This window comes from Luminiphilus sp. nBUS_16 (genome assembly GCF_051201645.1).
Lineage (GTDB): Bacteria > Pseudomonadota > Gammaproteobacteria > Pseudomonadales > Halieaceae > Luminiphilus.
This window is the reverse complement of record NZ_CP179205.1, coordinates 666,621-690,902: the sequence shown is the minus strand read 5'-3', so window position 1 is coordinate 690,902 and position 24,282 is coordinate 666,621. Positions and strand designations below refer to the sequence as shown.

23 protein-coding genes are annotated in these 24,282 nt (G+C 54.8%); 6 read left to right on the top strand and 17 right to left on the bottom strand.

What is annotated here, in order from left to right:
* Positions 1 to 44 precede the first annotated feature (44 nt).
* Entirely contained in the window at positions 45 to 1,346 is a 1,302-nt protein-coding gene (locus ACMAY6_RS03150) for a DASH family cryptochrome (protein WP_435214361.1), read from the top strand.
* Entirely contained in the window at positions 1,346 to 1,507 is a 162-nt protein-coding gene (locus ACMAY6_RS03145; RefSeq protein ID WP_435214359.1) for a DUF2256 domain-containing protein, read from the top strand. The genes ACMAY6_RS03150 and ACMAY6_RS03145 overlap by 1 nt, the downstream gene beginning before the upstream one ends.
* 199 nt (positions 1,508 to 1,706) lie before the next feature.
* Here the strand turns inward: ACMAY6_RS03145 and ACMAY6_RS03140 are convergent, their stop codons facing one another.
* The 6 genes from ACMAY6_RS03140 to ACMAY6_RS03115 all read right to left on the bottom strand — a co-directional run bounded on the left by ACMAY6_RS03140 (position 1,707) and on the right by ACMAY6_RS03115 (position 9,556).
* Entirely contained in the window at positions 1,707 to 3,227 is a 1,521-nt protein-coding gene (locus tag ACMAY6_RS03140) for a cryptochrome/photolyase family protein (protein ID WP_435214357.1), read from the bottom strand.
* A gap of 39 nt (positions 3,228 to 3,266) precedes the next feature.
* Positions 3,267 to 4,580: an ABC1 kinase family protein gene (locus ACMAY6_RS03135; protein WP_435214355.1), complete on the bottom strand. Its 1,314-nt coding sequence runs from the start codon at positions 4,578 to 4,580 to the stop codon at positions 3,267 to 3,269.
* The gene (locus tag ACMAY6_RS03130; RefSeq protein ID WP_435214354.1) at positions 4,577 to 5,971 is read right to left on the bottom strand and encodes an ABC1 kinase family protein; all 1,395 of its coding nucleotides are present in this window, start codon (positions 5,969 to 5,971) and stop codon (positions 4,577 to 4,579) included. The genes ACMAY6_RS03135 and ACMAY6_RS03130 overlap by 4 nt, the downstream gene beginning before the upstream one ends.
* A gap of 68 nt (positions 5,972 to 6,039) precedes the next feature.
* A complete protein-coding gene (locus ACMAY6_RS03125; RefSeq protein WP_435214352.1) occupies positions 6,040 to 7,161 on the bottom strand; it encodes an acyl-CoA dehydrogenase family protein in 1,122 nt (373 codons plus the stop codon).
* 11 nt (positions 7,162 to 7,172) lie between these two features.
* A complete protein-coding gene (locus ACMAY6_RS03120) occupies positions 7,173 to 8,375 on the bottom strand; it encodes an acyl-CoA dehydrogenase family protein (RefSeq protein WP_435214350.1) in 1,203 nt (400 codons plus the stop codon).
* Positions 8,376 to 8,389: 14 nt separating this feature from the next.
* Positions 8,390 to 9,556, bottom strand: a complete 1,167-nt coding sequence (locus tag ACMAY6_RS03115) for an acyl-CoA dehydrogenase family protein (protein WP_435214349.1) — start codon at positions 9,554 to 9,556, stop codon at positions 8,390 to 8,392.
* A gap of 193 nt (positions 9,557 to 9,749) precedes the next feature.
* On the opposite strand from ACMAY6_RS03115, the gene hemH reads away from it, so the two are divergent.
* Positions 9,750 to 10,832: a ferrochelatase gene (hemH, locus tag ACMAY6_RS03110; RefSeq protein ID WP_435214347.1), complete on the top strand. Its 1,083-nt coding sequence runs from the start codon at positions 9,750 to 9,752 to the stop codon at positions 10,830 to 10,832.
* 11 nt (positions 10,833 to 10,843) lie between these two features.
* Here hemH and ACMAY6_RS03105 read toward each other — a convergent pair whose 3' ends face one another.
* From ACMAY6_RS03105 to rplU, 5 genes are all read right to left on the bottom strand, one after another.
* On the bottom strand, positions 10,844 to 11,698 hold the full coding sequence (locus tag ACMAY6_RS03105) for a ZIP family metal transporter (RefSeq protein WP_435214345.1): 855 nt from the start codon (positions 11,696 to 11,698) through the stop codon (positions 10,844 to 10,846).
* A complete protein-coding gene (gene proB / locus ACMAY6_RS03100) occupies positions 11,695 to 12,822 on the bottom strand; it encodes a glutamate 5-kinase (RefSeq protein WP_435214343.1) in 1,128 nt (375 codons plus the stop codon). The genes ACMAY6_RS03105 and proB overlap by 4 nt, the downstream gene beginning before the upstream one ends.
* Positions 12,819 to 14,018 carry an Obg family GTPase CgtA gene (gene cgtA / locus ACMAY6_RS03095; protein ID WP_435214342.1) on the bottom strand — a complete coding sequence of 400 codons (1,200 nt, stop codon included), beginning with the start codon at positions 14,016 to 14,018 and terminating at the stop codon, positions 12,819 to 12,821. Before cgtA ends, proB begins: the two co-directional genes overlap by 4 nt.
* Positions 14,019 to 14,124: 106 nt before the next feature.
* Positions 14,125 to 14,382 (bottom strand): 50S ribosomal protein L27, encoded by a 258-nt coding sequence (gene rpmA / locus ACMAY6_RS03090; protein ID WP_435214340.1) that lies wholly within the window; start codon positions 14,380 to 14,382, stop codon positions 14,125 to 14,127.
* 12 nt (positions 14,383 to 14,394) lie between these two features.
* Positions 14,395 to 14,706 (bottom strand): 50S ribosomal protein L21, encoded by a 312-nt coding sequence (gene rplU, locus ACMAY6_RS03085; RefSeq protein WP_435214338.1) that lies wholly within the window; start codon positions 14,704 to 14,706, stop codon positions 14,395 to 14,397.
* A gap of 248 nt (positions 14,707 to 14,954) precedes the next feature.
* Here rplU and ACMAY6_RS03080 point away from each other — a divergent pair, with 248 nt between their 5' ends.
* Positions 14,955 to 15,920 carry a polyprenyl synthetase family protein gene (locus tag ACMAY6_RS03080; protein ID WP_435214336.1) on the top strand — a complete coding sequence of 322 codons (966 nt, stop codon included), beginning with the start codon at positions 14,955 to 14,957 and terminating at the stop codon, positions 15,918 to 15,920.
* A 93-nt stretch (positions 15,921 to 16,013) separates the two neighbouring features.
* Here the strand turns inward: ACMAY6_RS03080 and ACMAY6_RS03075 are convergent, their stop codons facing one another.
* The 3 genes from ACMAY6_RS03075 to ACMAY6_RS03065 are packed head-to-tail and all read right to left on the bottom strand — an operon-like array spanning position 16,014 to position 19,618.
* The gene (locus ACMAY6_RS03075; RefSeq protein ID WP_435214335.1) at positions 16,014 to 17,366 is read right to left on the bottom strand and encodes a phosphomannomutase; all 1,353 of its coding nucleotides are present in this window, start codon (positions 17,364 to 17,366) and stop codon (positions 16,014 to 16,016) included.
* Between the two features lie 5 nt (positions 17,367 to 17,371).
* Positions 17,372 to 18,199, bottom strand: coding sequence for a UTP--glucose-1-phosphate uridylyltransferase GalU (gene galU, locus ACMAY6_RS03070; RefSeq protein WP_435214334.1), 828 nt, complete (start codon positions 18,197 to 18,199; stop codon positions 17,372 to 17,374).
* 15 nt (positions 18,200 to 18,214) lie between these two features.
* Positions 18,215 to 19,618 (bottom strand): mannose-1-phosphate guanylyltransferase/mannose-6-phosphate isomerase, encoded by a 1,404-nt coding sequence (locus ACMAY6_RS03065; RefSeq protein ID WP_435214332.1) that lies wholly within the window; start codon positions 19,616 to 19,618, stop codon positions 18,215 to 18,217.
* A gap of 231 nt (positions 19,619 to 19,849) precedes the next feature.
* On the opposite strand from ACMAY6_RS03065, the gene fabA reads away from it, so the two are divergent.
* Together fabA and fabB are read left to right on the top strand one after the other, a co-directional pair.
* Complete coding sequence (gene fabA, locus ACMAY6_RS03060; protein ID WP_435214330.1) at positions 19,850 to 20,380, top strand: 3-hydroxyacyl-[acyl-carrier-protein] dehydratase FabA; 531 nt, start codon at positions 19,850 to 19,852, stop codon at positions 20,378 to 20,380.
* Positions 20,380 to 21,609 (top strand): beta-ketoacyl-ACP synthase I, encoded by a 1,230-nt coding sequence (gene fabB, locus ACMAY6_RS03055; protein ID WP_435214328.1) that lies wholly within the window; start codon positions 20,380 to 20,382, stop codon positions 21,607 to 21,609. Before fabA ends, fabB begins: the two co-directional genes overlap by 1 nt.
* A gap of 48 nt (positions 21,610 to 21,657) precedes the next feature.
* On the opposite strand, the gene ACMAY6_RS03050 is transcribed toward fabB, so the two are convergent.
* From ACMAY6_RS03050 to ACMAY6_RS03040, 3 genes are read right to left on the bottom strand one after another with little or no spacing between them, the layout of a single operon-like run.
* Entirely contained in the window at positions 21,658 to 22,869 is a 1,212-nt protein-coding gene (locus ACMAY6_RS03050; RefSeq protein WP_435214326.1) for a molybdopterin molybdotransferase MoeA, read from the bottom strand.
* A 3-nt stretch (positions 22,870 to 22,872) separates the two neighbouring features.
* Positions 22,873 to 23,391 (bottom strand): molybdenum cofactor biosynthesis protein B, encoded by a 519-nt coding sequence (gene moaB / locus ACMAY6_RS03045; RefSeq protein ID WP_435214325.1) that lies wholly within the window; start codon positions 23,389 to 23,391, stop codon positions 22,873 to 22,875.
* Positions 23,388 to 24,263, bottom strand: a complete 876-nt coding sequence (locus ACMAY6_RS03040) for a sugar nucleotide-binding protein (RefSeq protein WP_435214323.1) — start codon at positions 24,261 to 24,263, stop codon at positions 23,388 to 23,390. The genes moaB and ACMAY6_RS03040 overlap by 4 nt, the downstream gene beginning before the upstream one ends.
* Between the last annotated feature and the right edge of the window lie 19 nt (positions 24,264 to 24,282).

Genomic DNA, 24,282 nt, shown 5'->3' with positions numbered 1-24,282 from the left:
CGAGCACTAAGGCGTAACGCCATCAACCCCTTAAAGAGCACGCTATGCGCCATCTTCACTGGTTCCGCAACGACCTGCGCCTAAAAGACAACCCGGCCATTGCCAGCCATACGGCGGCCGATTCACTACTGTGTGTCTACCTCATGCCCAAGCCGCGCCCCTGGTGCAACTTGGTGGGTGTGGGTGCCCAACGCGAGCGCTTCCTGCGAGAGTCACTCCAAGACCTGCATCAACAGCTCGTTGAACGGGGACAAGCGCTCATGGTGCTTGAAGGCTCTCCAGAGCTAGTACTGCCTGATCTCGTCGCTCGGTTTGCCATCACTGAGGTCAGCACCACCTTTACTCCCGGTTCTTACGAGCGAAAGACTTTGGCCTATCTGGATGAAAAACTGACCGTTCCCCTGCAAGTTCATCGAGGCAACAGCCTCTTTGAGCAGCCTGACCTGCCTTTTGAACTAGAAGACTTACCGAAGGTTTTCTCGCCGTTCCGACGAGCGGCCGAGAAACTCAATGTCCGAGGGCCCAGCCCCTCCCCAGAGGCCCTACCACCGCCTCCAGCCGCGCAGTTTGATGCTATCCCACCTGCAGATACCTCGAAGCCAACCATGCTGCCGCTACCCGGGGGACGTGCAGCTGGCCTGCGGCGCCTGCGGCAGTTCGTATTTGATGACCGCTCAATTACGCAATACAAAGAGACCCGAAACTGCCTCGATGCGCTGGACGGCTCCAGCACGCTTTCGCCCTGGCTAGCCAATGGCAATTTATCGGTTCGGGAGGTTGCCCACGAGGTTTTCCGCTTTGAACGCGAAGACTTGAGCAATGAGTCCACCTACTGGTTGTTTTTCGAACTTCTGTGGCGCGAATTTTTCCACTGGCGCGCCGTCGTTGATGACGCACAAATGTTCAAGATTGGCGGTAGCTCGGGAAAAATACGCGGCAACACCTTTGACCCGAGAAATTTTGCGCGATGGTGTGCCGGGGATACCAACTTCCCCTTGGTCAACGCGCTGATGCGACAATTGGTAGCGACCGGCTGGATGAGTAATCGCGGCCGACAAATAGCCGCAAGTTGCCTGATCAATGAGCTGAAGGTTGATTGGCGATTTGGCGCGGCTTTTTTTGAAAAACACCTCATCGACTATGACGTCGGTAGCAACTACGGCAACTGGCAATACATTGCCGGCGTAGGCGGCGACCCACGTGGTGGCCGTCACTTTAATATCGATAAGCAGGCCGGACAGTGGGATCCACAAGGGATTTTTACTGCTAAGTGGGATGGCGATCGCCCCTCGCAGCCCCACTACGTCATTGACGCCGCTGATTGGCCCATTGGTGAGGGGCACTAATGCCTCGTATGCGTAAAAAACGCGATTTACCAACCAAAGTCTGTCCGGTCTGTGAGCTGCCTTTTTCCTGGCGCGCACGTTGGAAGAACAATTGGGACGAGGTCGTCTACTGCTCAAAACGCTGCGGAAGTCAGCGCCACAAGGCACTCAGCAGAAGCTAACCGCAGATAGTACTCAACAACCCTCTGTCGATTCGGACCCACATTTTCGCCCACTAGTGATGTTTCTTTACCTGCCGCGTCTCTGACTTTTTAGTTATCGCGTAACCGGGCCTCTTGGGGCTTTACCCACCTAGGTTGTTTCAGTGGCTAATCAGGCTTGGCTTAGGTTCAGCTCGCCACCCAATATGTCAGTAACACCTCACAGCTGTTCGAGCAGGGTATCTGCCCATGCCGTTATGGCCTGCTTTTCTTCCGGGTCACGCTTTCGCCAATTCCCCATAATCAAGCCCATTCTTGGATTGGAGCTAAGCAAATCAGCATTGCGATCAATAAAGTGCCAATAGAGACTGTTGTAGGGGCAGGCCTCGTCCCCGGTCATTTTCGCAGGGTTGTAGCGACACTGCTTGCAGTGGTTACCCTGTTTCTGGATGTATTTACCGCTTGCTGCGTAAGGCTTGCTCGCCATCGCACCCTCATCAGCAAACAAAGCCATTCCAGACGTGTTGGGCAATTCGACCCATTCATAAGCGTCGACATACACAGCCAGGTACCAGGCACACACGCTGTGGACATCGAGCCCGGCCAACAGCGCAAAATTCCCAATAACCATAAGCCGCTGAATGTGGTGGGCATAGCCCAGATCGAGGGACTGGCTCAGGGCCCGCTGCAAGCAGCGCATGTCCGTCTCAGCATTCCAGAAAAAATCTGGCAGGGGGCGTCTGGCATCGAAAGTATTACGCTCGGCGTACTCGGGCATTAACAACCAGTAAATGCCACGAACGTACTCTCGCCATCCCAAAATTTGTCGAATAAACCCTTCGGCTGCCGCGAGGGAACAACGCTCAGCGCGATACTCAGCTTCCACCCGCTGACACAAAGCTAGTGGTTCAAGAAGGCCACAGTTGAGGTACATCGAAATAAGACTGTGGAATACCCAAGGCGACTCCTCCGGCAGCGCGTCTTGGTAATTTCCAAAATCTGCCAGCGTATAACGGCAAAACCAGTCAAATTGCTGCTGAGCCCCTTCATTAGTCACCGCCAGGCGAAATTGACTCAGGTCACCGGGATTATCAGGAAAGTATTCGAGCACTTCGTCGATGACCTTCTGGGTGATGGCATCGGGAGGGACGTCCTCACGCTCTGGTATTGGAACTTGATTGCGCCACCCTTTCCGGTTGTCTGCGTCATAGTTCCACTGACCACCACAGGGGTCTTGGTCATCTAGCAGCAGGTCGTAGCGTTTGCGCATCTCCCGATAAAAATATTCCATGCGCAGCTGTTTACGCCCTGCCGCCCAAGCTGAAAAGTCATCATTTGAGGCGAGAAAACGCGTGTCCTCCAAAAGGTTGACTGCGACCCCTAGGCGTTCACTCCACTGACGCATGGCAGTGAGCAAACGGTGCTCGCCGGGACTACAGACTTCTAAGCTTTTTGCCGGATGCTGCTTGAGTGCCGCCGAGCAGGCCTCCTCAAGGCTGCCAAGCCCCGCCCCGATCTCGGTGTAAAAGACGGTAAAACCCCGGTCTCGAAGAGCTTGAGCGAAGTGGCGCATGGCAGAGAATATGAGCACCATTTTATGGCGATTATGGGGTACATAAGACGCCTCTTCCCGAACTTCAGCCAAAACAATGCCGTCGGTTTGAGGATCGGCAGCCGCTATGGCGGGATTGCTCCAACTGAGCTGATCGCCCAAGACAAGAATCAGTTTGCTGTTTGACATGTTGTTTATCCGACCTGAGTCATTACGTTGCTTTAGCCATTATTCTTGCAGCCATGGCAGAAGAAGTTCGTTGACATTGACTTGCGCTTTGAGCCGGGTAGCCAGCATAAACAACCCTGCAATTTTCCGGTGAATGTAAGCCACATCGACAGGTGGCGCCTCCCAAAACTCCTTATACCGCTGTATGTCGCCGGCCATGGCTACTGCCTGTTTGGGGAGCTCAGAAGTAGCAAAGTCGTAGGGCTCATCCCGGGTAAGCGGCGCCAAAACGACCGCGGCCAGCTGTAAAATCGTGTCACGATAGGGTGTTTTTTCAGACCCCAGTTTGTAACCAATACGATTGGCCGCATCAGCCATGGCATCCTGATCATGAGCCACCACCGCTTTTAGCAAATCTAGATATGCTCCGGTAAATGCTGCCTTGAAACGGCGTGAGGCACCAAAATCAAGCAAAACAACTTGGCCGCTCTCTGGGTCATAACGGTAGTTGGCAAAGTTTGGGTCTGTTTGAACCAGCCTCAACTCAAACATTTCAATCAGCAGCAACTCAAAGAGTAGCGACATGACCCGATTGCGTTCTTCTTGGTCTTCGTGAATCACATCCTCAATGGGGACCCCAGGAACATAAGTCATACCGAGAACCCGGGAGGAACTTAAAGACGGGATAACCCTAGGCAAGAGAAAACGCTCGTCGTCACCCAGCGCTCGAACAAAGGCATTGAGGTAGCGCGCCTCCTGCTCGTAGTCAGCCTCCTCACGTAACTGCGCTTTGACCTCCAGAAGTAGCGGAGCAATGTCTATATGTTTGGGCAGTAAACCTGAGACCCGCAGCAGAGTAGCAAGATTATCGACGTCAGAATCAATACTTTCCCGCACTCCCGGATACTGCACTTTCAGTACCGCCGACCGACCCTGCTTGGTCGTTAAACGATGGACCTGCCCGATAGAAGCCGCTGCAAAAGGTTGAAATTCGAAGTCATTGAGCTTGCTCTCAAACTCCGGGCCGAAGGCATCTGCTAGGACGCCTCTAAGCTGAGTATCGGGCATGGCGTAACCCGCATCGCGAAGCGTTGCAAGAATGTCGGCCAGTTCCCGAGGCAAAAAATCACCGGTATCCATCGAGAATATCTGCCCCAGCTTCATCGCCGCACCGCGCATCTCAGCGAGCTGCTTGGTGAGCCGTCGGGCATTCGTGGGTGTCAACAAAAGATCGCGGGCCTTAGGTCGATTACCGGAGGCGACCTGTTTAACGCCCTCGGTAAGCATATTGCCCGCTACTCCCCCGGCTAACCGCGCAAATTTACCAAAACGCTGGACCCGACCTCGGGGTACGGCCTGACTTTTTCCGGTCATGTCCTTTGCCTCGATCGTTTTTTCACAGGAGCCTTACGGTTGAGGTAGGGCGCAATCACGTCGTAGGCATTGAATTCGGCATTGAGCACAGCAATAAAAGTAAATACCCCGGTCAGCTTGCGTGCCACTAAAGCGAAATCGCCACTGGGGATCGTGAACTGCCGACTCGTGATCGACTTGGCAACATGGCGGCCGGTGCGATTAAGCAGTGCCGACCGACCCCAACAATAGTCACCTGACTGATTCAAAAACTCCGGCGGTAATTCTGAGGGCGGCCGCAGCGGTTCCAGCAAATTCACCACAAAAGTCCTGAAGGTCTGCTGAGCATGGCTGCCCGCATCATCCTTCAAACAACCCAACCGCTGTAATCCGGATAACAGCGCCGCATCGTCGTTGCAATGCCCGGCTACGATGGTCTCGCAAAGCGCCTGCTGAACGGACTCGTCAAGCGTCATAACAGAGCCAAAATCTAAAAGCGTCAGCTGATCACCCTCGGCGCTAATCAGGTAATTGCCGAAATTGGGGTCACTTTGCATGAGGCCCAGTTCAAAAACCTCGACGAAAAAAAGCTCAAGCATTAACCGCCCCAAAGCATTACGCCTAGCTTGAGGCAGGGCCGCAACTTCTAAGGATCCGGCTTGAAATCCCGGGACATAATCCATCGTGAGCCAGTGACTTCCGGAGTAGCGCGGCCAGAAATTGGGGACCGCTAAAGATACACCATCAACCGTCAGCGAGTAGTAGTTGAGGAGTGCACTGGCGAGCTGTTGCGCTACGGCCCTTTCTCTTGGGTAGTCGATTTCCGCATGAAGCTGGGCGCGTAAAGTTTGTAACCAGGAATCAAAGTCTCGACTGATTGGAATCCAACGCGCTAGCCGCAACATCTTGACGACAGCATCGAAATCCTCGTCCAACATCGCAGCCAAGTCTGGATATTGGACCTTAACGACCACCATTTCCTTGGTCGCGATGACTCGAGCGCGATGGACCTGCGCCAGAGATGCCGCTGCGAGAGCATCGGGCTCAATTTCAAGCTCTTTGTACCGAGACCCCAGTGAATCCCGTAGCAGCGGCTCCACATGACGCCAAGGCAGGGGCTGAGCCTGAGATTCGAGCTGATGCAGAGCCGCGGTTAGGGGAGCAGGTAAAAAGTGTTCCCCCAATAACGCAAATAGCTGGCCAATTTTGACGTAGCTGCCTTTGAGTTCACCCAGACTTCGCGCAAAGCGTTGGGCCTCTCGATCTAACCGCTCGCTGTTACCCGCTTCCTCACCCCGGAGCTTGCGCAATGCGCTGTCAAAAGCGAAGGCACCGCCGGCACGAGCACCAGCGATGGACAAGCTCAATCCACGGCTCAAGGCACCACGGCGAATGGATTTGTTGTTAGTCATGGCAGTCGTACGTGAGACCGCGGTTTGCGGACTACCGGGGGCGCCAATTGCCCCCGGACAAAGCAGGGTCAGTCAAGCAGCAGGCTGGCTAAACGTTTACGGTGATGTATGGCATCGCCAAAGACCTGATGAGTCCACTGACCACGGCGGATGAAGAGCGTTGAATCACAATCCCAAGTGAAGCCGATACCACCATGAAACTGAACCGCTCGGTCCCCCGCGTAGGACATGGTCTGTCCCGCAGATACCTTGGCCATCCGGCAGGCGATTTCAGCATCGTGGCTCAGAGAATCAGCATCTAACAAAGACGCCGCGTGATAACAAAAGCTGCGGGCATCCTCGACACCACAATAGATATCAACCGTGGGGTGCTTGAGAGCCTGATAGGAGCCGATAAGTTTGCCAAACTGCTTACGCGTCTTCAAATAATCAACGATTACCTCTAAGCACCGTGCCGCACTGCCCGCGGCCTCAGCAGCCGTGAGCAAGGCGCCAAGCAACCGATAGTCCCTGATCGCGGCAACAACGCGCTCACCCGTAAGCACTGCTTTAGCTGACACTCCGGTAAAGTCGATCTGCGCCGTACGCTTGGTGAGATCAATGAGCGTATTGACCGATATCGCATCCGCTTTTAGATCGGCCGCGTCTACTACCGCAATGGCGGGAGCGTTGTCACACTGGCCCACAACCAAAATAAGGCTGGCCTCGTGACCGCAGCCCACGAAAGTCTTACTGCCACTGAGCACACCCTCTTTGGTCATCTCAAGGCCTAAGTTAGCACCACCCCAGTCACCTCCGTCGAGAAACGCAACGGTGGCAATGCGACCCCCAGCGATATCTTGTAGCAATGGCTCCTGCTCTGCCCCCCCCGCTCGCAGCAGCAATTGCCCTGCCAAAGTGGTGTCAATGAGAGGCGTGCCCAGCAAAGCGTGGCCCATAGCCTCTGCAACGGGAATGACCGCACTGATCCCCAGCCCCGCTCCTCCCACCATTTCAGGCAGTGCGATACCGGTCCAACCCAAGTCGACAATCTCCGACCAGACCTGAGGCTCGTAACCCTGATCGCTTTCAAGGAATTCGCGGATTTTATCGGTGGGCGCCTTATCATTGAGGAAGCCACGAGCCACATCCATGAGCATGCTTTGCTCATCACTGAACTTGAGCGATACATTTCCAAGTACTGATGTCATTACTAATCTCCTTACTTGGGCAGGCCGAGAACATGCTCGGCGATAATGTTGGCTTGCACCTGAGAGGTTCCGCCGCCGATGGTGGCGCCAAAATTGGAAAAATAAGCGCGCTGCCAAAACCCGCCGCGATGGGCACCGGGGTCGTCAACATAGAGAGCCCCCTGAGCACCCTGCATAGCGGCCCCGAACAGCTTCATGCGCCTCGCCCATTCCGTACCGCGGTACTTCGAAGACAGGGGTAAGCCCATGGGAAAGTCACTGGTTAAGGCCGGCACGCCCATACGGCGGGCTGACAGCGATAACGCCTTGGCCTCCATAATCAGGCCAACGGCCTCGTCTCGAACCGCCGGGTCTTCAAATACGGGAGCCCCGTCGCGCTCGAACCCTCGCAAGTCGTTAATGAGATCATCGATTTCTATCGCCACCATCCAGTGACCCGTTGCCTGACCGGCTGAGACACCGCGCTCATACTCGAGAGTTTTCATGGCAACGCCCCAACCCTTGCCCTCGCCAACCATCAAAGTCTCGGCAGGGATTCGAGTGTCGGTAAAAAACACCTGATTGAAACCATATTCACCCGTCACTTTACGGATGGGTACCGCGTCGACACCGGGCACCTTCATAGGCGATAGAAAAAACGACAGGCCGTCGTATTTACGCTGCGCAGTGGGATCTGTCCTAGCCAGCAAAATCATATGGTCCGCATAGTTTCCCAAGGTGGTCCAGATCTTGGAGCCGTTGATGACGTACTCATCGCCATCACGAACCGCCTTCGTTTGCACGGCACCAAGATCAGAGCCGTGATCAGGCTCGGAAAATCCCTGACACCAAATCTCATCGCCGGATAGGATATGTTTCAGATACTTGGCCTTCTCGGCATCGGTGCCCATTTCAAGCAACAGAGGTCCCGTCCAGCCCAACCCAATGGTGTTGAACATGATGGGGGCATTGCATCTTGCCAGCTCTCGATCCACCACGTCTTGATAAGCCGGATCAGCGCCCTGGCCTCCGTATTCCGTGGGCCAGTGCATCCCTAAAAAACCCGCCTCCCAAACTTTGTGCTGCCATGCCCTGAGAAAATCGAGCTGCTGCTCGGTGCCAACCTCTAAAAAGCTCAAGGGCAGCAGGAACCCAGGATCGGCCGGGGCATTTTCTTTCATCCATGCCGCAACCTCGGCCTGAAATGCTTTTAGTGTTTCTCTAGACTCAGCCATGTTGGCTCCTCTCGTTACAGTCCGTATTGCCGGGACGCCAGGTCACGCATAATTTCCTCAGACCCCCCGCCAATTGCATTTACTCTCACTTCTCGATAAATCCGTTCGGTGCGGCTGCCACGCATGAAGCCGAGACCGCCCAACACCTGCATCGCCTCTCGCGCACAGAACTCCATGACCTCACTGGCCTGAACTTTCAGCAAGGCGATATCGGCGGGATTGGGCTCACCCCGCTCAATGGATTCGTTGCACACACGAATATAGGCCTGCGTGGCGTTTATTTTTTGTTTCATCATAGCAATTTTATGACGAATAACCTGATGATCGGCCAAACGCTTGCCAAAGGTTTTACGCTCGCGAGCCCAGCTCACCGCCTCCTCCATACAGACTCTCGCAGCCGCCTCCATGTGGATCGCCATGCCCATACGCTCGCTATTAAAGTTCGTCATGATCACTCGAAAGCCCTGATTTTCTTCACCGATCAGCTGACTGGCAGGCACCCTGACGTTATCGAAGTACAGCGTGGCAGTATCTGAAGCCCACCACCCCTGCTTGCGATCCAAAGGAGTGCGAGAAAAACCCTTGGCGTTCGTCGGGATTAACAGCATAGAGACGCCGCCAGCACCCTCGCCACCCGTGCGTACTGCCGTCGAAACCCAATTCGCGCGCATACCCCCGGTAATGTAGGTTTTCGAGCCATTAACCACGTACTCATCACCATCGCGCACTGCCGTGGTCTGGAGATTAGCCACGTCGGACCCTCCGCCCGGCTCGGTAATCCCCAAGGAAATCCATGCTTCCCCCCGAAGTATGGGCGGCGCAATCTCATCCTTCATGGTTTGGGAGCCCCAATTGATGATGGGCGGCAAACCAATATTGTGGACCATCAAACTCGCGTTAATGCCGCCGGCACCAACACGTCCCAGCTCCTCTGCGGTGATCTGCCCCAGCCAAACATCATCTGGAGTCCCACCATAGGCCTCAGGGTAACCTAGGCCCAATAAGCCCACTTCGGCAGCCTTAGGCCACAATCCAATAGGAATCTCGCCTGCCTCATCCCAGTCGTCGGCATAGGGCATAATTTCAACATCAATAAAACGGCGTAGCTGCTCCCTCCAAGCGTGATGTAAATCGGTCAGGTTGGGGTTGGGGAGTTGGGCGCTGTCAAAGTCGAGACTCATAGGGAATTGTTTCTCTTTCTCAAGGCGGATACGCGGCCTTGTGTGGTTTTTTTGAATTTTGAGTAGGTTTTTATACCACGGGTTCACGCCGGTGTAACCCAAGACCCAGACAGGCGTACAATATGCGGCCTCAGGCATCCGTGAAGCGCCACAAACCGTATGCCAGAAGTAGAGAAATTAACCGGGAAAAGTGATGAGTTACCGCGGCACGACCGACTATGATCATGGCACGCCCCCGTTAACCGGGGTATTGATCACCAATTTGGGGACCCCACAAGCCCCCACGGCTAAAGCGCTGCGCCCTTATCTCAAGCAATTTTTGAGCGATCCCCGGGTTGTCGAAGTGCCCCGGCTCATTTGGTGGCTGATTCTCAACGGCATCATTTTAAACACGCGTCCAAAAAGATCCGCCGAGGCTTACAGTGAGGTTTGGACTGATCGGGGCTCTCCGCTGTTGTATCACCTCATGGATCAAGTCAGCGGTATCGAGGAACGACTGAAAAGCCGAGTGGGTGATCACGTTATGGTGCGCGGTGCGATGCGCTACGGTAATCCGTCGATTCCCAATGTTCTCCAAGACCTTTTCAGTGCAGGCATTCAGCGGCTCGTCGTACTGCCCCTTTATCCCCAATATGCCGGGCCCACCACCGGGTCAACGTTTGATGAGATCGCTGCTGACTTTGTGACTCGCCGATGGCTACCCAATTTCCGTTTTATCGCAAATTACTGTGACGACCCGGGTTACATTGCCGCCGTCGCGGGGTCTATTCGCAAGCACTGGGAACAACATGGACGTGCCGATAAACTGATATTTAGCTACCACGGGAGCCCGCAACGTTACCTACAAAACGGCGATCCGTACCATTGTCAGTGCCATAAAACGACGCGACTCGTTGCCGAAGCTTTAGATTTGAACGCCGATGATTATTTATCCACTTTCCAATCGCGCTTCGGTCGTGAGGAGTGGCTCAAGCCTTACACCGACGAAACCCTCAAGTCTCTGCCGGAGACGGGTGTTAAATCGCTGCAAATTGTTTGCCCAGGCTTTTCTGCCGATTGCCTTGAAACCATTGAAGAGATTGGCATGGAAAATCGTGATTATTTCCTCGAGGCAGGAGGAGAGCGGTACGAATATATTCCCTGCCTGAATGCCAGCACGGAGCACCTCGATGCTCTGACCGATCGTATTCAGAGGGAATTAAATGGCTGGGAGGAGCCCGCCTACGACGCCCAAACAACGCGCTCAGAGGCCAGCGCGTTTGGAGCTAGCCGCTAATCACGTCACGTCTAGAGGATGTGGGCAGGTTCGACCACGCCAATTGCCCAAGCGATGGCGATTCCCAGAATAAAAAGCAGCGTTAATTTGCCCCGGTCGTGACTGTGAAATTGGATTTCCGGCAACAAATCACCCAAAGCTATACAGATAAAAGCTCCCGCAGAGAAAGCCAGGGCCGCGGCCAATATTCGACCGTCAGCGGGTGACAGCTCAACGGAGTACCAGAATATCACCGCCGCCACTGGGCAAAGCAGCGAAAATATGAGGTTGATCCAATGCCTGCGGCGGGGTGATTGGCCAGATGCCGCAAGGACCGTTTCAATCGATAAGGCATCCAGAGGTTTATGCAGGAATATCGCCAGAAAAACGCCAAGTCCTAAAATACCAGCATCAGACCCGGTCCCTGCTCGCATCACGGCGCCTAGGGCCACCCCGTCCACTAGGGTATGAATTGCCAAACCCAACAACAGCCCCATCCAAGTGAAGGGCCCGCCCGGAGGCTGGGTATGGCTGTGATCATGGGCGTGTCCGTGGCTGTGGGCATTGGCCGCGCCCTCACTGCAGTTCGCATGGGATTCGTCGAAATCATGCTGATGAAAGTGAAATAGCCGCAGCAGCACCAGCATAAAAACCAGTCCTGCCATTACCCAAGCCATGGCAAAATCAACGCCCGCCGTTTTAGCGAGTGCCGCGTGGGGGATAAGATGGAAAAAAGCTACCCCTAACATCAAGCCCGCCACCAGACTCATCACCAGCTGCGTCCGGGTGTGTGTCATGTGGAAGCGACGGGGCACCCAGCCACCTAAGATACTGACCGCAAAAATAGCGGGCAGATAGATTAGCAACAACACCATTGCGGCACTCACAAACTCACCATATTGTCGCGATGAATGATTTCCGAGTCGCCACCATAGCCAAGAATCACCGGTATGTCCTTGGACGACTTACCCTGCAGTTGATGCGCTTCTGTGGCACTGTAGTTGACCAGACCCCGAGCTATTTGACGCCCCTCACTATCCACGCAGGCCACCAGATCACCCCGCACAAAATCGCCCTCGACGGCTGTAACACCGATGGGCAAGAGTGACTTATCCCCGGCAGCCACAACGGCAGCCGCACCCGCATCGAGTACTAAACGACCCTGAATGTGGAGCAGGCTAGCGAGCCACTGCTTTCGAGCGCTTTGCGGCCGTTGCCGAGTGCTGAGTAAGGTACCCAATTGTTCCCCCGCGGCCACCTTGGGAATGACTTCAGGCATGCGCCCGTTGGCAATCACGGTAACTGCACCTGATCGCGCTGCCAACCGAGCAGCGTTGAGTTTGGTCACCATACCGCCGCGTCCAAACTGGCCACCCTCGCCGACCACTTTATCGAGTTTGGGGTCATCAACCTCCGCGGCTGGAATTACCGCGGCGTCGGGATTTTCGCGAGGATTTGCGTCACATAACCCGTCTTGATCCGTTAGCACCAGCAACACATCGGCGTCTATCAAATTCGCCACCAGCGCCGCCAGCGTATCGTTATCCCCAAGGCGTATTTCATCGGTCACTACCGAATCATTTTCGTTCACAACCGGGATGACACCCAAATCAATCAGGCGCCCCAGTGTCCCACGCGCATTGAGGTAACGGTCTCTGGCGAGAATATCTGCGTGGCTCAACAAAACGAGAGCCGTGGTAATACCCTGAGGGGCCAGCGCCTCTTCGTAACTGCGAATCAGTGCTGACTGCCCTACCGCCGCGGCAGCCTGCAGCGAGTGGAGATCCTCCGGGCGATCTTCAAAGCCCAGCCGGACCGCCCCAGCTGCGACAGCACCGCTGGACACCAACACCACCTCGCAGCCGCGCTCTCGCAAAGTGATCAGCTGCTGAACCAAGCCGTGAATAACGCCTTTATCGAGACGTCGCCCATCAGCGGTGAGTAAGGCACTTCCCACTTTAACGACCCAGCGGCGCGCGGTCAGCAAGACCTGGCGATCATCTGTGATCAAAGACGGTACTCCACAGCCACCCCGTCGTCACCATCGTCGTCGTCTTCAACTTGCTCACTGTTTTGGGCGCGACTCTCATCCCTTTTTGCACTGCGCAGCGCCTCGATGCGTTCTCGTGCTTCTTGCTGCATTGCCGTTTGAGCCTCGCGCTCGGCCTGCATTGCCGCATCATCCTCAGCAAGCGTCTCGTTGAGGCCTTCAATGTAGGTCATCAGATCGCCACTGAGCCGTCTGGTACCCTCACGGCTCAACGCCGAGATTTCATAGACAGGGCCGGTCCAATTTAAAGCAGAAAGCACAGCAGCTTTTCGCTCAGCGAGCAGCATCTCGTCGATCAAATCCACCTTATTCAAAATCAGCCAGCGAGGGCGTGACGCCAAGGTAGGGCTAAAACGCTCCAGTTCGCGGACAATGCTCACCGCCGCCTCTGAGGGGTCGCTCTCATCAAGGGGGGCGATGTCGACCAAGTGCAACAAAATGCGATTTCTTGTTAGGTGCTTGAGAAAGCGTATGCCCAGTCCAGCACCCTCAGACGCACCCTCTATTAGCCCTGGGATATCTGCAACAACAAAGGAGCGGTAGCTGTCCACCTTAACAACGCCCAAACTGGGTATTAGCGTCGTGAAGGGATAATCGGCAACTTTAGGAGTGGCCGCCGATACCGCACGAATCAGCGTGGATTTTCCCGCATTGGGCAAGCCCAGCAACCCCACGTCAGCCAAAACCTTGAGCTCCAGCTTCAATCGGCGATTTTCCCCTGCTGACCCTGGAGACGACTGTCGAGGCGAGCGATTAACACTAGATTTAAACCGCGTGTTACCCAAACCGTGAAATCCGCCCTGAGCAACCAGCAACCGCTGCCCAGCCTCTCGAATGTCGCCCAGCACTTCACCGGTATCTTCATCGAGTATGGTGGTACCTATAGGAACGGGAAGCGTCAGGTCCTCCCCCGCCTTACCCGTGCAATTGCGACCTTTACCTGAGCTACCGGCTTCCGCCCTAAACTTTCGCGTGTAGCGGTAGTCAATCATAGTATTGAGGGAAGCGTCCCCCAATAAGATTACGCTACCCCCATCGCCACCGTCGCCACCGTCAGGGCCGCCAAAAGGAATATATTTTTCCCGTCGGAAGCTGACACAGCCACCGCCACCATTCCCGGCAAAAACTTCGATGGTTGCTTCATCGACAAACTTCATGAGTCATCCCTCCGGGATGTGCGCTGCTGCACTATTTGTACAGCAGCCTAAAACAAAAAAGCCCCGTCAGCTGACGAGGCTTTATGTCACCATGTGGTCGCTGTACCTACGCGCTGACGACCCGAACCTGCTTGCGGTTTCGGGGACCCCCAACATAGAACTCGACCTTACCGGCCGACGTTGCAAACAAGGTGTGGTCCTTGCCTACCCGAACGTTGTCACCGGCATGAAACCTTGTGCCGCGCTGTCGAACGATAATACCGCCTGCACTGATCTCTTGGCCACCAAACACCTTGACGCCCAACCGTTTGCTTTCTGAATCGCGACCGTTCCGAGTACTACCGCCTGCTTTTTTATGTGCCATGGAAGCCTCCTATTAGCCCGTTATTCCAGTAATTTTAACCTCAGTGAACCACTGCCTGTGGCCGGTCTCATTTCGGTAATGCTTACGCCGATTGAACTTCACAATGCGGATTTTCGCGTGGCGACCGTGGGACACCACCTCAGCAGTCACTTTGCTGCCTTCTACCAAAGGCGCGCCTATTTTGACATCTGCGCCCGCGCCCACCATGAACACACGGTCAAATTCGATCGTGTCACCGGTCGCGACTTCAAGCTTTTCCAACTTGAGCACTTCGCCTTCTTCAACCCGGTGCTGCTTGCCACCGCTCTCAATCACTGCATACATTTGACTTTTCCTCGTAGTTAGCCGGCTCGCAAAATTAAAAACCGCCGAAAAAGCAGCGGGGCAGAGCGTCGGCACCAGATGAGTACGACAACCCTTGGGTTATCAGACTCGGGCGCGGAGTTTAGGTGAGGAAGCTCCGAACTTCAAGTGTGCTTATTACGCGTCTCTATTTTAGCACCCTTACCTTGGTCAGCATGGCGCAGAACCCAGCAAGCCCCTATACTCCGCTTGCCCCAAGGAGAGTCCTCTTGATTACATCGATACGTGCCTGTGTTGCGGATGAGTTCCAGCAGGTCAATGAGCTCATTATTCAACAGCTAAAGTCAGACGTGGCCATGGTGGAGAACGTCGGGCATTACATCGTTGACGCCGGCGGCAAGCGCCTCAGACCACTTTTGGCCCTGCTAGCTGCTAGCGCTCAAGGCGGCGTTGACCTGTCAGACGTTAAATTCGCGGCGGTGGTTGAGTTCATTCACACCGCAACCCTGCTGCACGATGACGTCGTCGACTTATCGAGCCTGCGCCGAGGCAGGGCCACCGCCAACGCGGAATTCGGTAACGCCCCCAGCGTCTTGGTCGGCGACTTCATTTACACCCGGGCGTTTCAACTCATGGTTAACCTAGGAGATTTGTCACTCTTACAAAGTATGGCAGATACCACTAACACCATTGCGGCAGGTGAGGTTCTTCAGTTAATGCGTGCGGGGGACCCCTCGGTAACCGAGACTCAGTATCTCGACGTTATTGACCGCAAAACAGCCGCCCTGTTTGCTGCTGCCTGTCGAGGCAGCGCCATTTTAAAGGGCCGTGATCCGTCACAGCAGGATCAGATGGCAGCTTACGGCCGGCATTTAGGCATTGCCTTTCAAATGATTGACGATGTCCTCGACTACACCGGCGATCCCCAAGTCACAGGAAAGCAAGTCGGTGACGATCTCAATGAGGGCAAACCGACACTCCCGCTGATTCACACCATGGCATCGGGCAGCGCCGATGATGCCGCGATCGTTCGCGACGCACTCTCTCAGAAAAACAGTGAGAATCTTACCGGCGTAATCGCAGCCGTACACCGCTCGGGTGGTATTGACTATACCCGTGAGCAAGCTGTGCTCCATCAACAGTCAGCTCTGGCTGCGCTGGATGGCCTAGCCCAGTCAGCGGCTTTGGAGGCGCTGCACGGGTTGGCCGATATGGCTATAAACCGGGAGCGGTAAAACGATCATCATTTGCCGTTAGCACCTTTGAACGCTCTGCACAGGCTGGATGAGATGGCCTTACATCGGGAACCCCGGAGCAGCCTGCCGAGTTTAGCCCTCCATAAACCTAAGCAGCTCTTCAGTACGAGCCTCCATGAGCGCACGGTTACCACGGCTTTCCACGTTCAACCGGACCACTGGCTCGGTATTAGACATGCGCAGATTGAAACGCCATTCGCCGTTTTCAATACTCAAACCATCGCGATGCTCAACCCGTAACGCGTTCGGTCCGTAGTGCGCTTCAACAGTAGCTAGTAGGGAAGCCGGATCCTCCACGCGACGATTGATCTCGCCTGAGCAGGGGAATTCGGCCTCTCGTGCGGCAACCAACTCGGCGAGGGATTGCTTCTTATCAGACATCAATCCAGCGACCAACAGCCAAGGAATCATGCCGCTGTCGCAATAGGCAAAGTCTCTGAAATAATGGTGAGCGCTCATTTCACCGCCATAAATTGCGTCGACCTCCCGCATCCGCTCTTTGATAAAGGCATGGCCTGTTTTACTGGCAACAGCCTCTCCCCCTGCCGCAGCCACAATGGCCTGAGTATTCCAGGTCAGTCTCGGGTCGTGCACCACACGCTGAGGACCCTGCTGCACCAGAAACGCCTCGGCCAGCAAGCCAACAATATAGTAACCCTCAACGAAATCTCCTTGGGCCGTAAAAAAGAAACAGCGGTCAAAGTCGCCATCCCAAGCAATACCCAGATCGGCGCGCTTAGCGCGGACTTCGCTGGCGGTTGCCTCGCGATTTTCCTCGAGCAAAGGGTTGGGAACGCCATTAGGAAAGTGACCATTAGCTTCGTGGTGCACCTTGCTAAATTTAAAAGGCAATTTAGGCTCTAGAGCATCGATCACCCTGCCCGCACCGCCATTCCCCGCGTTACACACAACATTGAGTGGCGCAAGATTGGGGACATCGACATAACTCAGCAAATGTTGAATGTAAGGCGACAGTGTCGAGATAGCCTCGTAGCTCCCGGTACTGGCCGAGTCGCGTCCCCGGCGTTGTTCCGTGAGGCGACGAATTTCAGCGAGGCCGGAATCCCCCGAGATGGGTTTAGCGCCTTCCCGAACAAACTTCATGCCATTGTAATCTTTGGGGTTGTGGCTTGCCGTAACAACGATGCCGCCACCAACACCTAAATGATCCGTAGCGAAGTAAATTTCCTCGGTGCCACAAAGACCAATATCGACGACATTAACCCCCGACTCCCGCAAACCGTCGACCAAGGCGCCTTTTATAGATTCACTCGTCAAGCGAATGTCGTGACCCACGACCACACTGCCGGGGTCAATAACTTCGGCATAGGCCCGCCCAATTCTGTGGGCCACATCTTCGTTGATCTCATCAGGTACTCGCCCACGCACATCGTAGGCTTTGAAGCAGGGTAAAGAATCAGACATAGAGGTTATGGCCTGTAAATAGTCTCGTATACATGGTTGGTGGCTTCAACAAAACCCGGCACACTGCCACAGTCAAAGCGTCGCCCTTTAAATTGATAAGCAATGACCCCTCCTGTGTTCGCCTGTTGCTGCAGCGCATCAGTGATTTGAATTTCGCCAGAGGCGCCGGGTGCGGTGCCGCGAATAACGTCAAAAATATCAGGGGTCAAAATGTACCGCCCAATAATCGCTAAATTGGATGGCGCTTCCGCAGCACTGGGTTTTTCGACCATGCGCTCAACACGCGTTATGCCTTCTCGTAACTGTTTACCGGCGATAACCCCATAGTTGTGGATCTCTTCGTCAGGAACCTCCTGAACCGCCACAATAGAGCAACCAAACTCATCGAACAGCCTTGCCATTTGAGCCAGCACACTGGGACCACCCGTGTTTAAACAGAGATCATCGGAAAGGACCATACCAAAGGGTTCGGGGCCAATGAGCGGCTCACCGGTCAATACCGCATGTCCTAGGCCCAACATCTCTCGCTGCCGAACCATTGTGAAAATGCCCTGATCAATGACATCACGAATACTCTCCAACAATGGCTCTTTGCTGCTTCCAGCAATTTGATGTTCAAGCTCGTAACTGATGTCAAAATGATCGGCGATAGCCCGCTTACCACGACCGGTCACTAAGGCACAATTCGTCATGCCTGCCTCAATTGCCTCCTCCACTCCATACTGCACCAAGGGCTTGTTGACCACCGGCAGCATCTCTTTGGGCATACTTTTGGTTGCCGGTAAGAAGCGCGTTCCATAACCAGCAACTGGAAATAAGCATTTTCGTAGCATTAAGACTCCGTCACACTAGCGTCCGTAGACATCCTCGAATCTCACAATGTCATCTTCCCCAAGATAGGATCCCGATTGAACTTCGATGAGCTCCAGAGGAATTTTCCCCGGATTTGCCAAGCGGTGCACCGTGCCGAGAGGAATGTAAGTCGACTGATCCTCAGCCAGACTAAACACGTCCTCCCCCCGGGTGACTTCAGCCGTACCTTTCACGACAATCCAATGTTCCGCACGGTGAAAATGTTTTTGCAAAGAAAGGGTTTGCCCGGGCTGCACAATGATGCGCTTGACTTGGAATCCCTCAGCGACCACCAGTGATTCGTAGGATCCCCAGGGACGGAAAACACGCTGGTGCACCGTCGCCTCGCTACGATCGGCCTTCTTTAACGTGCTAACTATATCCTTTACCCCTTGGACATTGCGTCGATCCGCAACAAGAATGGCGTCGGCAGTTTCCACCACCACGAGATTATCAACGCCCGTTGTTGTGACGAGGCGCGATTCACTGCGAACATAGCTATTTGTAGTCTCGTGGGTAAGGACATCTCCCTCTACAACATTGCCTGACGTATCAGGGGTGCCGACTTCCCAAAGTGCAGACCAAGCGCCAATATCACTCCAGCCACAATCCAACGGCACAATGCCACCGCGTTCAGTATGCTCCATCACCGCATAATCAATACTGTCTGAAGGGCAGGCTAAAAAAGAATCTTTGTCGGGGCGCAAAAAATCAAGATCTCGACTCGCGCACGCCATAGCAGCACAACACTGCCGGTGCATTTCGGGCTGATATTGCAACACTGCATCGAGGTAGCTTTGAGCGCGCAAGAGAAACATACCGCTGTTCCAGTAAAAGTTACCGGCGTCAAGGTACCCACCCGCGGTGGTTGCGTCAGGCTTCTCAACGAATTCTGCCAGCTCCAAAACCCCCGGGGAAAGCTCTGCGCCACCTCGAATATAGCCATAACCTGTTTCAGGAGCTGAGGGCACCACTCCAAACGTGATGAGGTAACCATCATTAGCTGCGGCGAGACCATGCTGGACTGCCGTTACGAAAGCACTAGGAACACCAATGTGGTGGTCCGCAGGAAGCACTAGCAGAATTGCATCTGGATCACTGTCGAGGGCTTTTATCGCAGCCAGCGCAATCGCCGGCGCTGTGTTGCGACCCGCTGGCTCCAAAATAAGAGCCGTTGCCGCCGAGTTTATCTCCCGCAACTGTTCAGCGACCAAGAAACGGTGGGCTTCATTGCACACGACAATAGGCGGCGCTGCCTCCAAGCCATCTAAGCGTTGGCTTGTTTCCTGCAACATGGAGTGGGTGCCACCTAGGGGCAAAAACTGCTTGGGTCTACCCTCCCTAGAAACGGGCCATAATCGGCTGCCAACACCACCAGACAAAATTACCGGAAAAAGCATACTGGAATCCAAAAATATCACAGCTCGAGGGAGCCGCGTTTGTTGACTGTTACGCCGATGCAATAGACTTATTCAGCGAGTCGCCAAAATCGGCAAGCAAATAAGTTTAGAGTATGAGCCGTAATGATCTCCGACTGGACATGTTATTTTCAACCTTTAAAATGCACGTTATTTCTGGCGAGGCGTTTATCCTGCCGCACTTGCCCCCCAGCCCCCTGAATTGGATACCCTATGACCCCCACGCCGCACGTTGCACAACCCGCTTACACCAAGGAAGAGCTTGTCGCCTGTGGTATGGGAGATCTATTTGGTCCCGGCAATGCCCAACTGCCGATCGATCAAATGCTTATGATCGACCGCATCGCTCACATCAGCTCAGAGGGCGGCGAATACAACCGAGGGCAGATTATCGCCGAGTTGGACATACACCCAGACCTCTGGTTTTTTGACTGCCATTTTCCCGGCGACCCTGTCATGCCGGGGTGCTTAGGACTCGACGCCATGTGGCAGCTTGTGGGATTTTTCTTGGGCTGGCGCGGCAACCCGGGTAAAGGGCGGGCGCTGGGCTCGGGGGACGTTAAGTTTACTGGGCAAGTACTACCCACCGCAAAGCGGGTGGAGTATAAAATTCAAATCAAGCGCGTCATTGAACGCAAGCTTGTGATGGGCATTGCTGACGGCACTGTTGCCGTCGACGGCAACATTATCTATACCGCCAAGGATCTTCGGGTCGGCCTTTTTCAATCAACGGAATCTTTCTGATGACTCAGCGTGTAGTGGTAACGGGTATTGGTACCGTTTCCTGTCTGGGCAATGATACGGCCGCAGTTACTGCCGCACTCAAAGCAGGGCAATCCGGAATTAGCTTCTGCCAGCAGCATGCCGACGCTGGCATGCGCTCCCATGTCGCTGGCGTGCCTGATATCGATTTGTCGGCCTACATTGATCGTAAGCGCTGGCGTTTTATGGGGGACGCTGCAGGTTACGCCTACCTGAGCATGGAGCAGGCGATCGCTGATGCGGGATTGAGTGAGGAGCAGGTTTCCAATACCAGGACGGGCATTATCGCTGGATCAGGTGGCGCTTCTTCAGCAAGCCAAGTCGAGGCCGCTGATATTCTCAGGGATCGAGGCTTGCGCCGAGTAGGGCCCTATCGTGTGACCCAAACGATGGGCAGCACCGTCTCCGCGTGCCTTGCCACCCCCTTTAAAATTAAGGGCGTGAACTACTCAATTTCGTCAGCCTGCTCAACCAGCGCCCATTGCATTGGCAACGGTATGGAGCTGATTCAAATGGGCAAGCAGGACATCGTCTTTGCCGGTGGAGGTGAGGAACTCCACTGGTCGCTCAGCTGCTTATTTGACGCTATGGGCGCCCTGTCCACGCAGTATAACGAGGCTCCCGATCAAGCTTCTCGTGCCTACGACGTGGATCGCGATGGCTTTGTGATTGCCGGAGGTGGCGGCATGGTCGTGCTGGAGTCCTTAGACCATGCATTGGCTCGCGGCGCCAACATTTACGCTGAAATCGTCGGCTACGGTGCGACCAGCGACGGCTACGATATGGTCGCACCTTCGGGTGAAGGCGCCGTGCGCTGCATGCAGCAAGCAATGGCCACCGTTGATGGTAAAATTGACTACATCAATGCCCACGGCACTAGCACGCCGGTAGGTGATATTCAGGAGCTTAATGCCGTCAGGGAAGTCTTTGGCAGTCATGAAGATGGCCCTTGGATTGGTTCTACAAAATCACTCAGCGGGCATTCATTAGGCGCTGCTGGGGTTCAGGAAGCTGTCTACTCGCTGCTAATGATGCGCGAAGACTTCATCGCCGCATCGGCGAATATCAACCAACTCGACGACGGCGCTGCGGGCCTCAAAATCGCCAGAGAGCGTATCGATCAGGCAGGGCTGAATCGAGTCATGTCGAACAGCTTTGGCTTTGGTGGCACCAACGCTACGCTAATTTTTCAGCGCTATAACGAAGCCTAGCCTAGCCCAGAAAATCAGCGCTCGCGATGCGACGTTGACGAGCCACCGTTAAAGAGTAGCCGCGGGAGAGAGAAACTCCGACACCAGAATGACGTCCAGGGCATCGCCCTCTAAAAGGGTGGTGCCAGCTGGAATCACTGCCAAAGCACTTGCCCGTCCAGCGCTACTCAGCACGCCACTACTTTGATCACCCGCTAGCTTGGCTACAGGTGTAGGTTGACTATCGAGCACAACACGAAGGTACTCCTCACGTGTTCCCGGACGAGGCCTGCTGAAGGCCGCTACGGCTTTGAGTCGGCGCAGTTCAGGCACTTTCGCCCCCTGAGCGGCCAGTAACCAGGGTTTCACCAACAACCCGAAGGTCACCCAGCTAGAAACCGGGTTACCCGGCAACCCAAATATGGGACATCCAGCCACTGCTCCAAAAGCAAAAGGCTTGCCCGGCTTCAGGGCTAACTTCCAGAGATTTAATGTACCTCGCTGCTCAATTTGCGCTCGGACGTGGTCCTCCTCCCCCACAGACACCCCACCAGACGTAATTATGCAGTCGGCAGACTTAGCCGCGGCCTCAAGGGTCTCCCCGGTGAGCACCGGATCATCAGGTAAATTCGGATAGTGCAATGGCTCCATTCCCAGCATTCGAATCTGGCTGCACAACTGAGTGCCATTGCTATTAAATATTTGCCAAGGCTCAGGCTCACTCCCTGGATCAACAAGCTCATCACCCGTGGTGATCACTGCAACGCGCAGCGGCCGATAAACCGACAGCTGTTGGCGCCCCACCGAAGCCGCCAATCCCAAGTCCTGTGGCATCAGAAGCTGACCAGCTCGTAAGACGGTGTCGCCTGCGCCAATGTCACTGCCCCGACGACGTATATTCGCGCCCTCAGCAGGTTGCTCGACCACAGTCACCAACCCCACCTGTTCCCGTGTATTTTCTTGCATAACTACCGTGTCAGCCCCGGTGGGCAGTACCCCGCCGGTAAAAATACGAGCTGCAGTGCCAGGCTCTAAGGCATCCGCGGCACTGCCCGCTGGAATTCGTTGGGAAACCGGAATAGGACCCGGGATATCGGTGTAACGAAGGGCATAACCATCCATGGCGCTGTTATCGAAGGGCGGCACGTCGCGCGCTGCAACAACATCCTCCGACAGAATGCGACCCAAACAGTCCTGCAGTGTGAAGCATTCCATCGCTGGGGCCGCAGGAGTTTGGGCTAAAATCTGAGCTCTAGCTTCCGTCAGTGGCGTCAGCGCCACTGGCTAGACACCCGCTTGAGTTTGCAGCACGCCCACAAAATTACAGGGTCTATGAGCGCCATCCAGCTGCTCTTTGAGCACGCCCTCCCACGCTGTCCTGCAGGCCCCGGTAGAGCCAGGCATACAAAAAATGACGGTATTGTTAGCAAAACCGCCAAGGGCTCGGGACTGAATCGTCGATGAGCCAATTTCAGCGTGGGATAATTGGCGAAATAACTCACCAAATCCCTCGATGTGTTTATCAAACAACGGCGCCATGGCTTCAGGCGTCGAATCGCGCCCTGAAAACCCCGTTCCTCCGGTGATGAGCACAACATCAACGTCTGCCCTAGCGATCCACGCTGATGTCACCGCTCTGATCTGATAAATGTCATCTTTTACGATGCTGCGGTCGCCCAAGGTGTGGCCACTGGCAATGGCTGCAGCTGCCAGAAAATCACCTGAGGTGTCGTTTTCTTGGGTTCGAGTGTCACTCACCGTCAACACACAGACCCCCAATGCCTGAACGCTATTACCTGTCACTCTACTGCCTCCTGACAATACAACTCGATGTATCGACGCACGGCCCGCTCTACAAAGTCGCGCCAAGGCCGTTGTTGAATACCAAATTGATGGCGAATAGCCGTGCACTCGAGGGACCGATTAACCATAGGCATGGTCGTGTCCTCACGCAGTTGCTCACGGACATTGGCAAATCGACCAAATTGAGATGCGCACGCCACCGCCGCTTCTGCAAAGGAAAAGTACCCGGTGTCCCCTTCGCTGCCATAGTGAAACAGGCCCCTACCGGGCGCGCCCACGCCGATCTGATCAATGACCCCAGCAGCAACACGCGCAACTTCAGCACTATGGACAGGACAGTCCCGGCGATTATCAGATGCTGTCAAACTTTCACCATCGCGCAGACTGTCCAAGACTCGGTTCATAGCACTGGGGCCTCGCCCCGAAAACACCCATCCCAGCCGCAGCACAAAAATCGACTCCACCAAATCTCTAAGCTGGGTTTCAGCCTCTATAAGAATAGCCCCCAGTTCATCCTTTGCATCAGCTTTATCGCTTTCACGGTAAGGCCTTTTAAGCTCCCCAGAAAATACCCGAGAGCTCGAAAGCAGCAAATAGTGACACCCTTGCCGCGCAGCGGTGCTGCCCAACCATTGGCTGCGTTCAATGTCAGCAGGCTCAAGGGCATCAACCCGATCGATAAGGCTTACCAGCCGCGCATCAAGAATGAGGTCGGGGTCAGCAGTTTTTAGCAATTTTTTAGCGGGGCGCTGCCGCGTCCAACGGGTAGCCTCTAAAGGCACCTGTATCAGTTCATGCCGCTGAAGGGGCGGAATAAAAGCCCGAAGTGAGTGCCCAATAGGGGTATCCGATCCTAAAAGAAGAATACGCACGTCGACGTAGTCCTTTTAA

What these genes read in the sequence shown, in the direction of transcription:
- ACMAY6_RS03135 (WP_435214355.1), bottom strand. Translation starts at nt 4,580, where the DNA reads ATGACCGGAAAAAGTCAGGCCGTACCCCGAGGTCGGGTCCAGCGTTTT.
- ACMAY6_RS03145 (WP_435214359.1), top strand. Translation starts at nt 1,346, where the DNA reads ATGCCTCGTATGCGTAAAAAACGCGATTTACCAACCAAAGTCTGTCCG.
- ACMAY6_RS03115 (WP_435214349.1), bottom strand. Translation starts at nt 9,556, where the DNA reads ATGAGTCTCGACTTTGACAGCGCCCAACTCCCCAACCCCAACCTGACC.
- fabA (WP_435214330.1), top strand. Translation starts at nt 19,850, where the DNA reads ATGACCCCCACGCCGCACGTTGCACAACCCGCTTACACCAAGGAAGAG.
- cgtA (WP_435214342.1), bottom strand. Translation starts at nt 14,018, where the DNA reads ATGAAGTTTGTCGATGAAGCAACCATCGAAGTTTTTGCCGGGAATGGT.
- rplU (WP_435214338.1), bottom strand. Translation starts at nt 14,706, where the DNA reads ATGTATGCAGTGATTGAGAGCGGTGGCAAGCAGCACCGGGTTGAAGAA.
- ACMAY6_RS03075 (WP_435214335.1), bottom strand. Translation starts at nt 17,366, where the DNA reads ATGTCTGATTCTTTACCCTGCTTCAAAGCCTACGATGTGCGTGGGCGA.
- hemH (WP_435214347.1), top strand. Translation starts at nt 9,750, where the DNA reads ATGAGTTACCGCGGCACGACCGACTATGATCATGGCACGCCCCCGTTA.
- ACMAY6_RS03150 (WP_435214361.1), top strand. Translation starts at nt 45, where the DNA reads ATGCGCCATCTTCACTGGTTCCGCAACGACCTGCGCCTAAAAGACAAC.
- ACMAY6_RS03130 (WP_435214354.1), bottom strand. Translation starts at nt 5,971, where the DNA reads ATGACTAACAACAAATCCATTCGCCGTGGTGCCTTGAGCCGTGGATTG.
- ACMAY6_RS03065 (WP_435214332.1), bottom strand. Translation starts at nt 19,618, where the DNA reads ATGCTTTTTCCGGTAATTTTGTCTGGTGGTGTTGGCAGCCGATTATGG.
- ACMAY6_RS03140 (WP_435214357.1), bottom strand. Translation starts at nt 3,227, where the DNA reads ATGTCAAACAGCAAACTGATTCTTGTCTTGGGCGATCAGCTCAGTTGG.
- fabB (WP_435214328.1), top strand. Translation starts at nt 20,380, where the DNA reads ATGACTCAGCGTGTAGTGGTAACGGGTATTGGTACCGTTTCCTGTCTG.
- rpmA (WP_435214340.1), bottom strand. Translation starts at nt 14,382, where the DNA reads ATGGCACATAAAAAAGCAGGCGGTAGTACTCGGAACGGTCGCGATTCA.
- ACMAY6_RS03120 (WP_435214350.1), bottom strand. Translation starts at nt 8,375, where the DNA reads ATGGCTGAGTCTAGAGAAACACTAAAAGCATTTCAGGCCGAGGTTGCG.
- ACMAY6_RS03125 (WP_435214352.1), bottom strand. Translation starts at nt 7,161, where the DNA reads ATGACATCAGTACTTGGAAATGTATCGCTCAAGTTCAGTGATGAGCAA.
- galU (WP_435214334.1), bottom strand. Translation starts at nt 18,199, where the DNA reads ATGCTACGAAAATGCTTATTTCCAGTTGCTGGTTATGGAACGCGCTTC.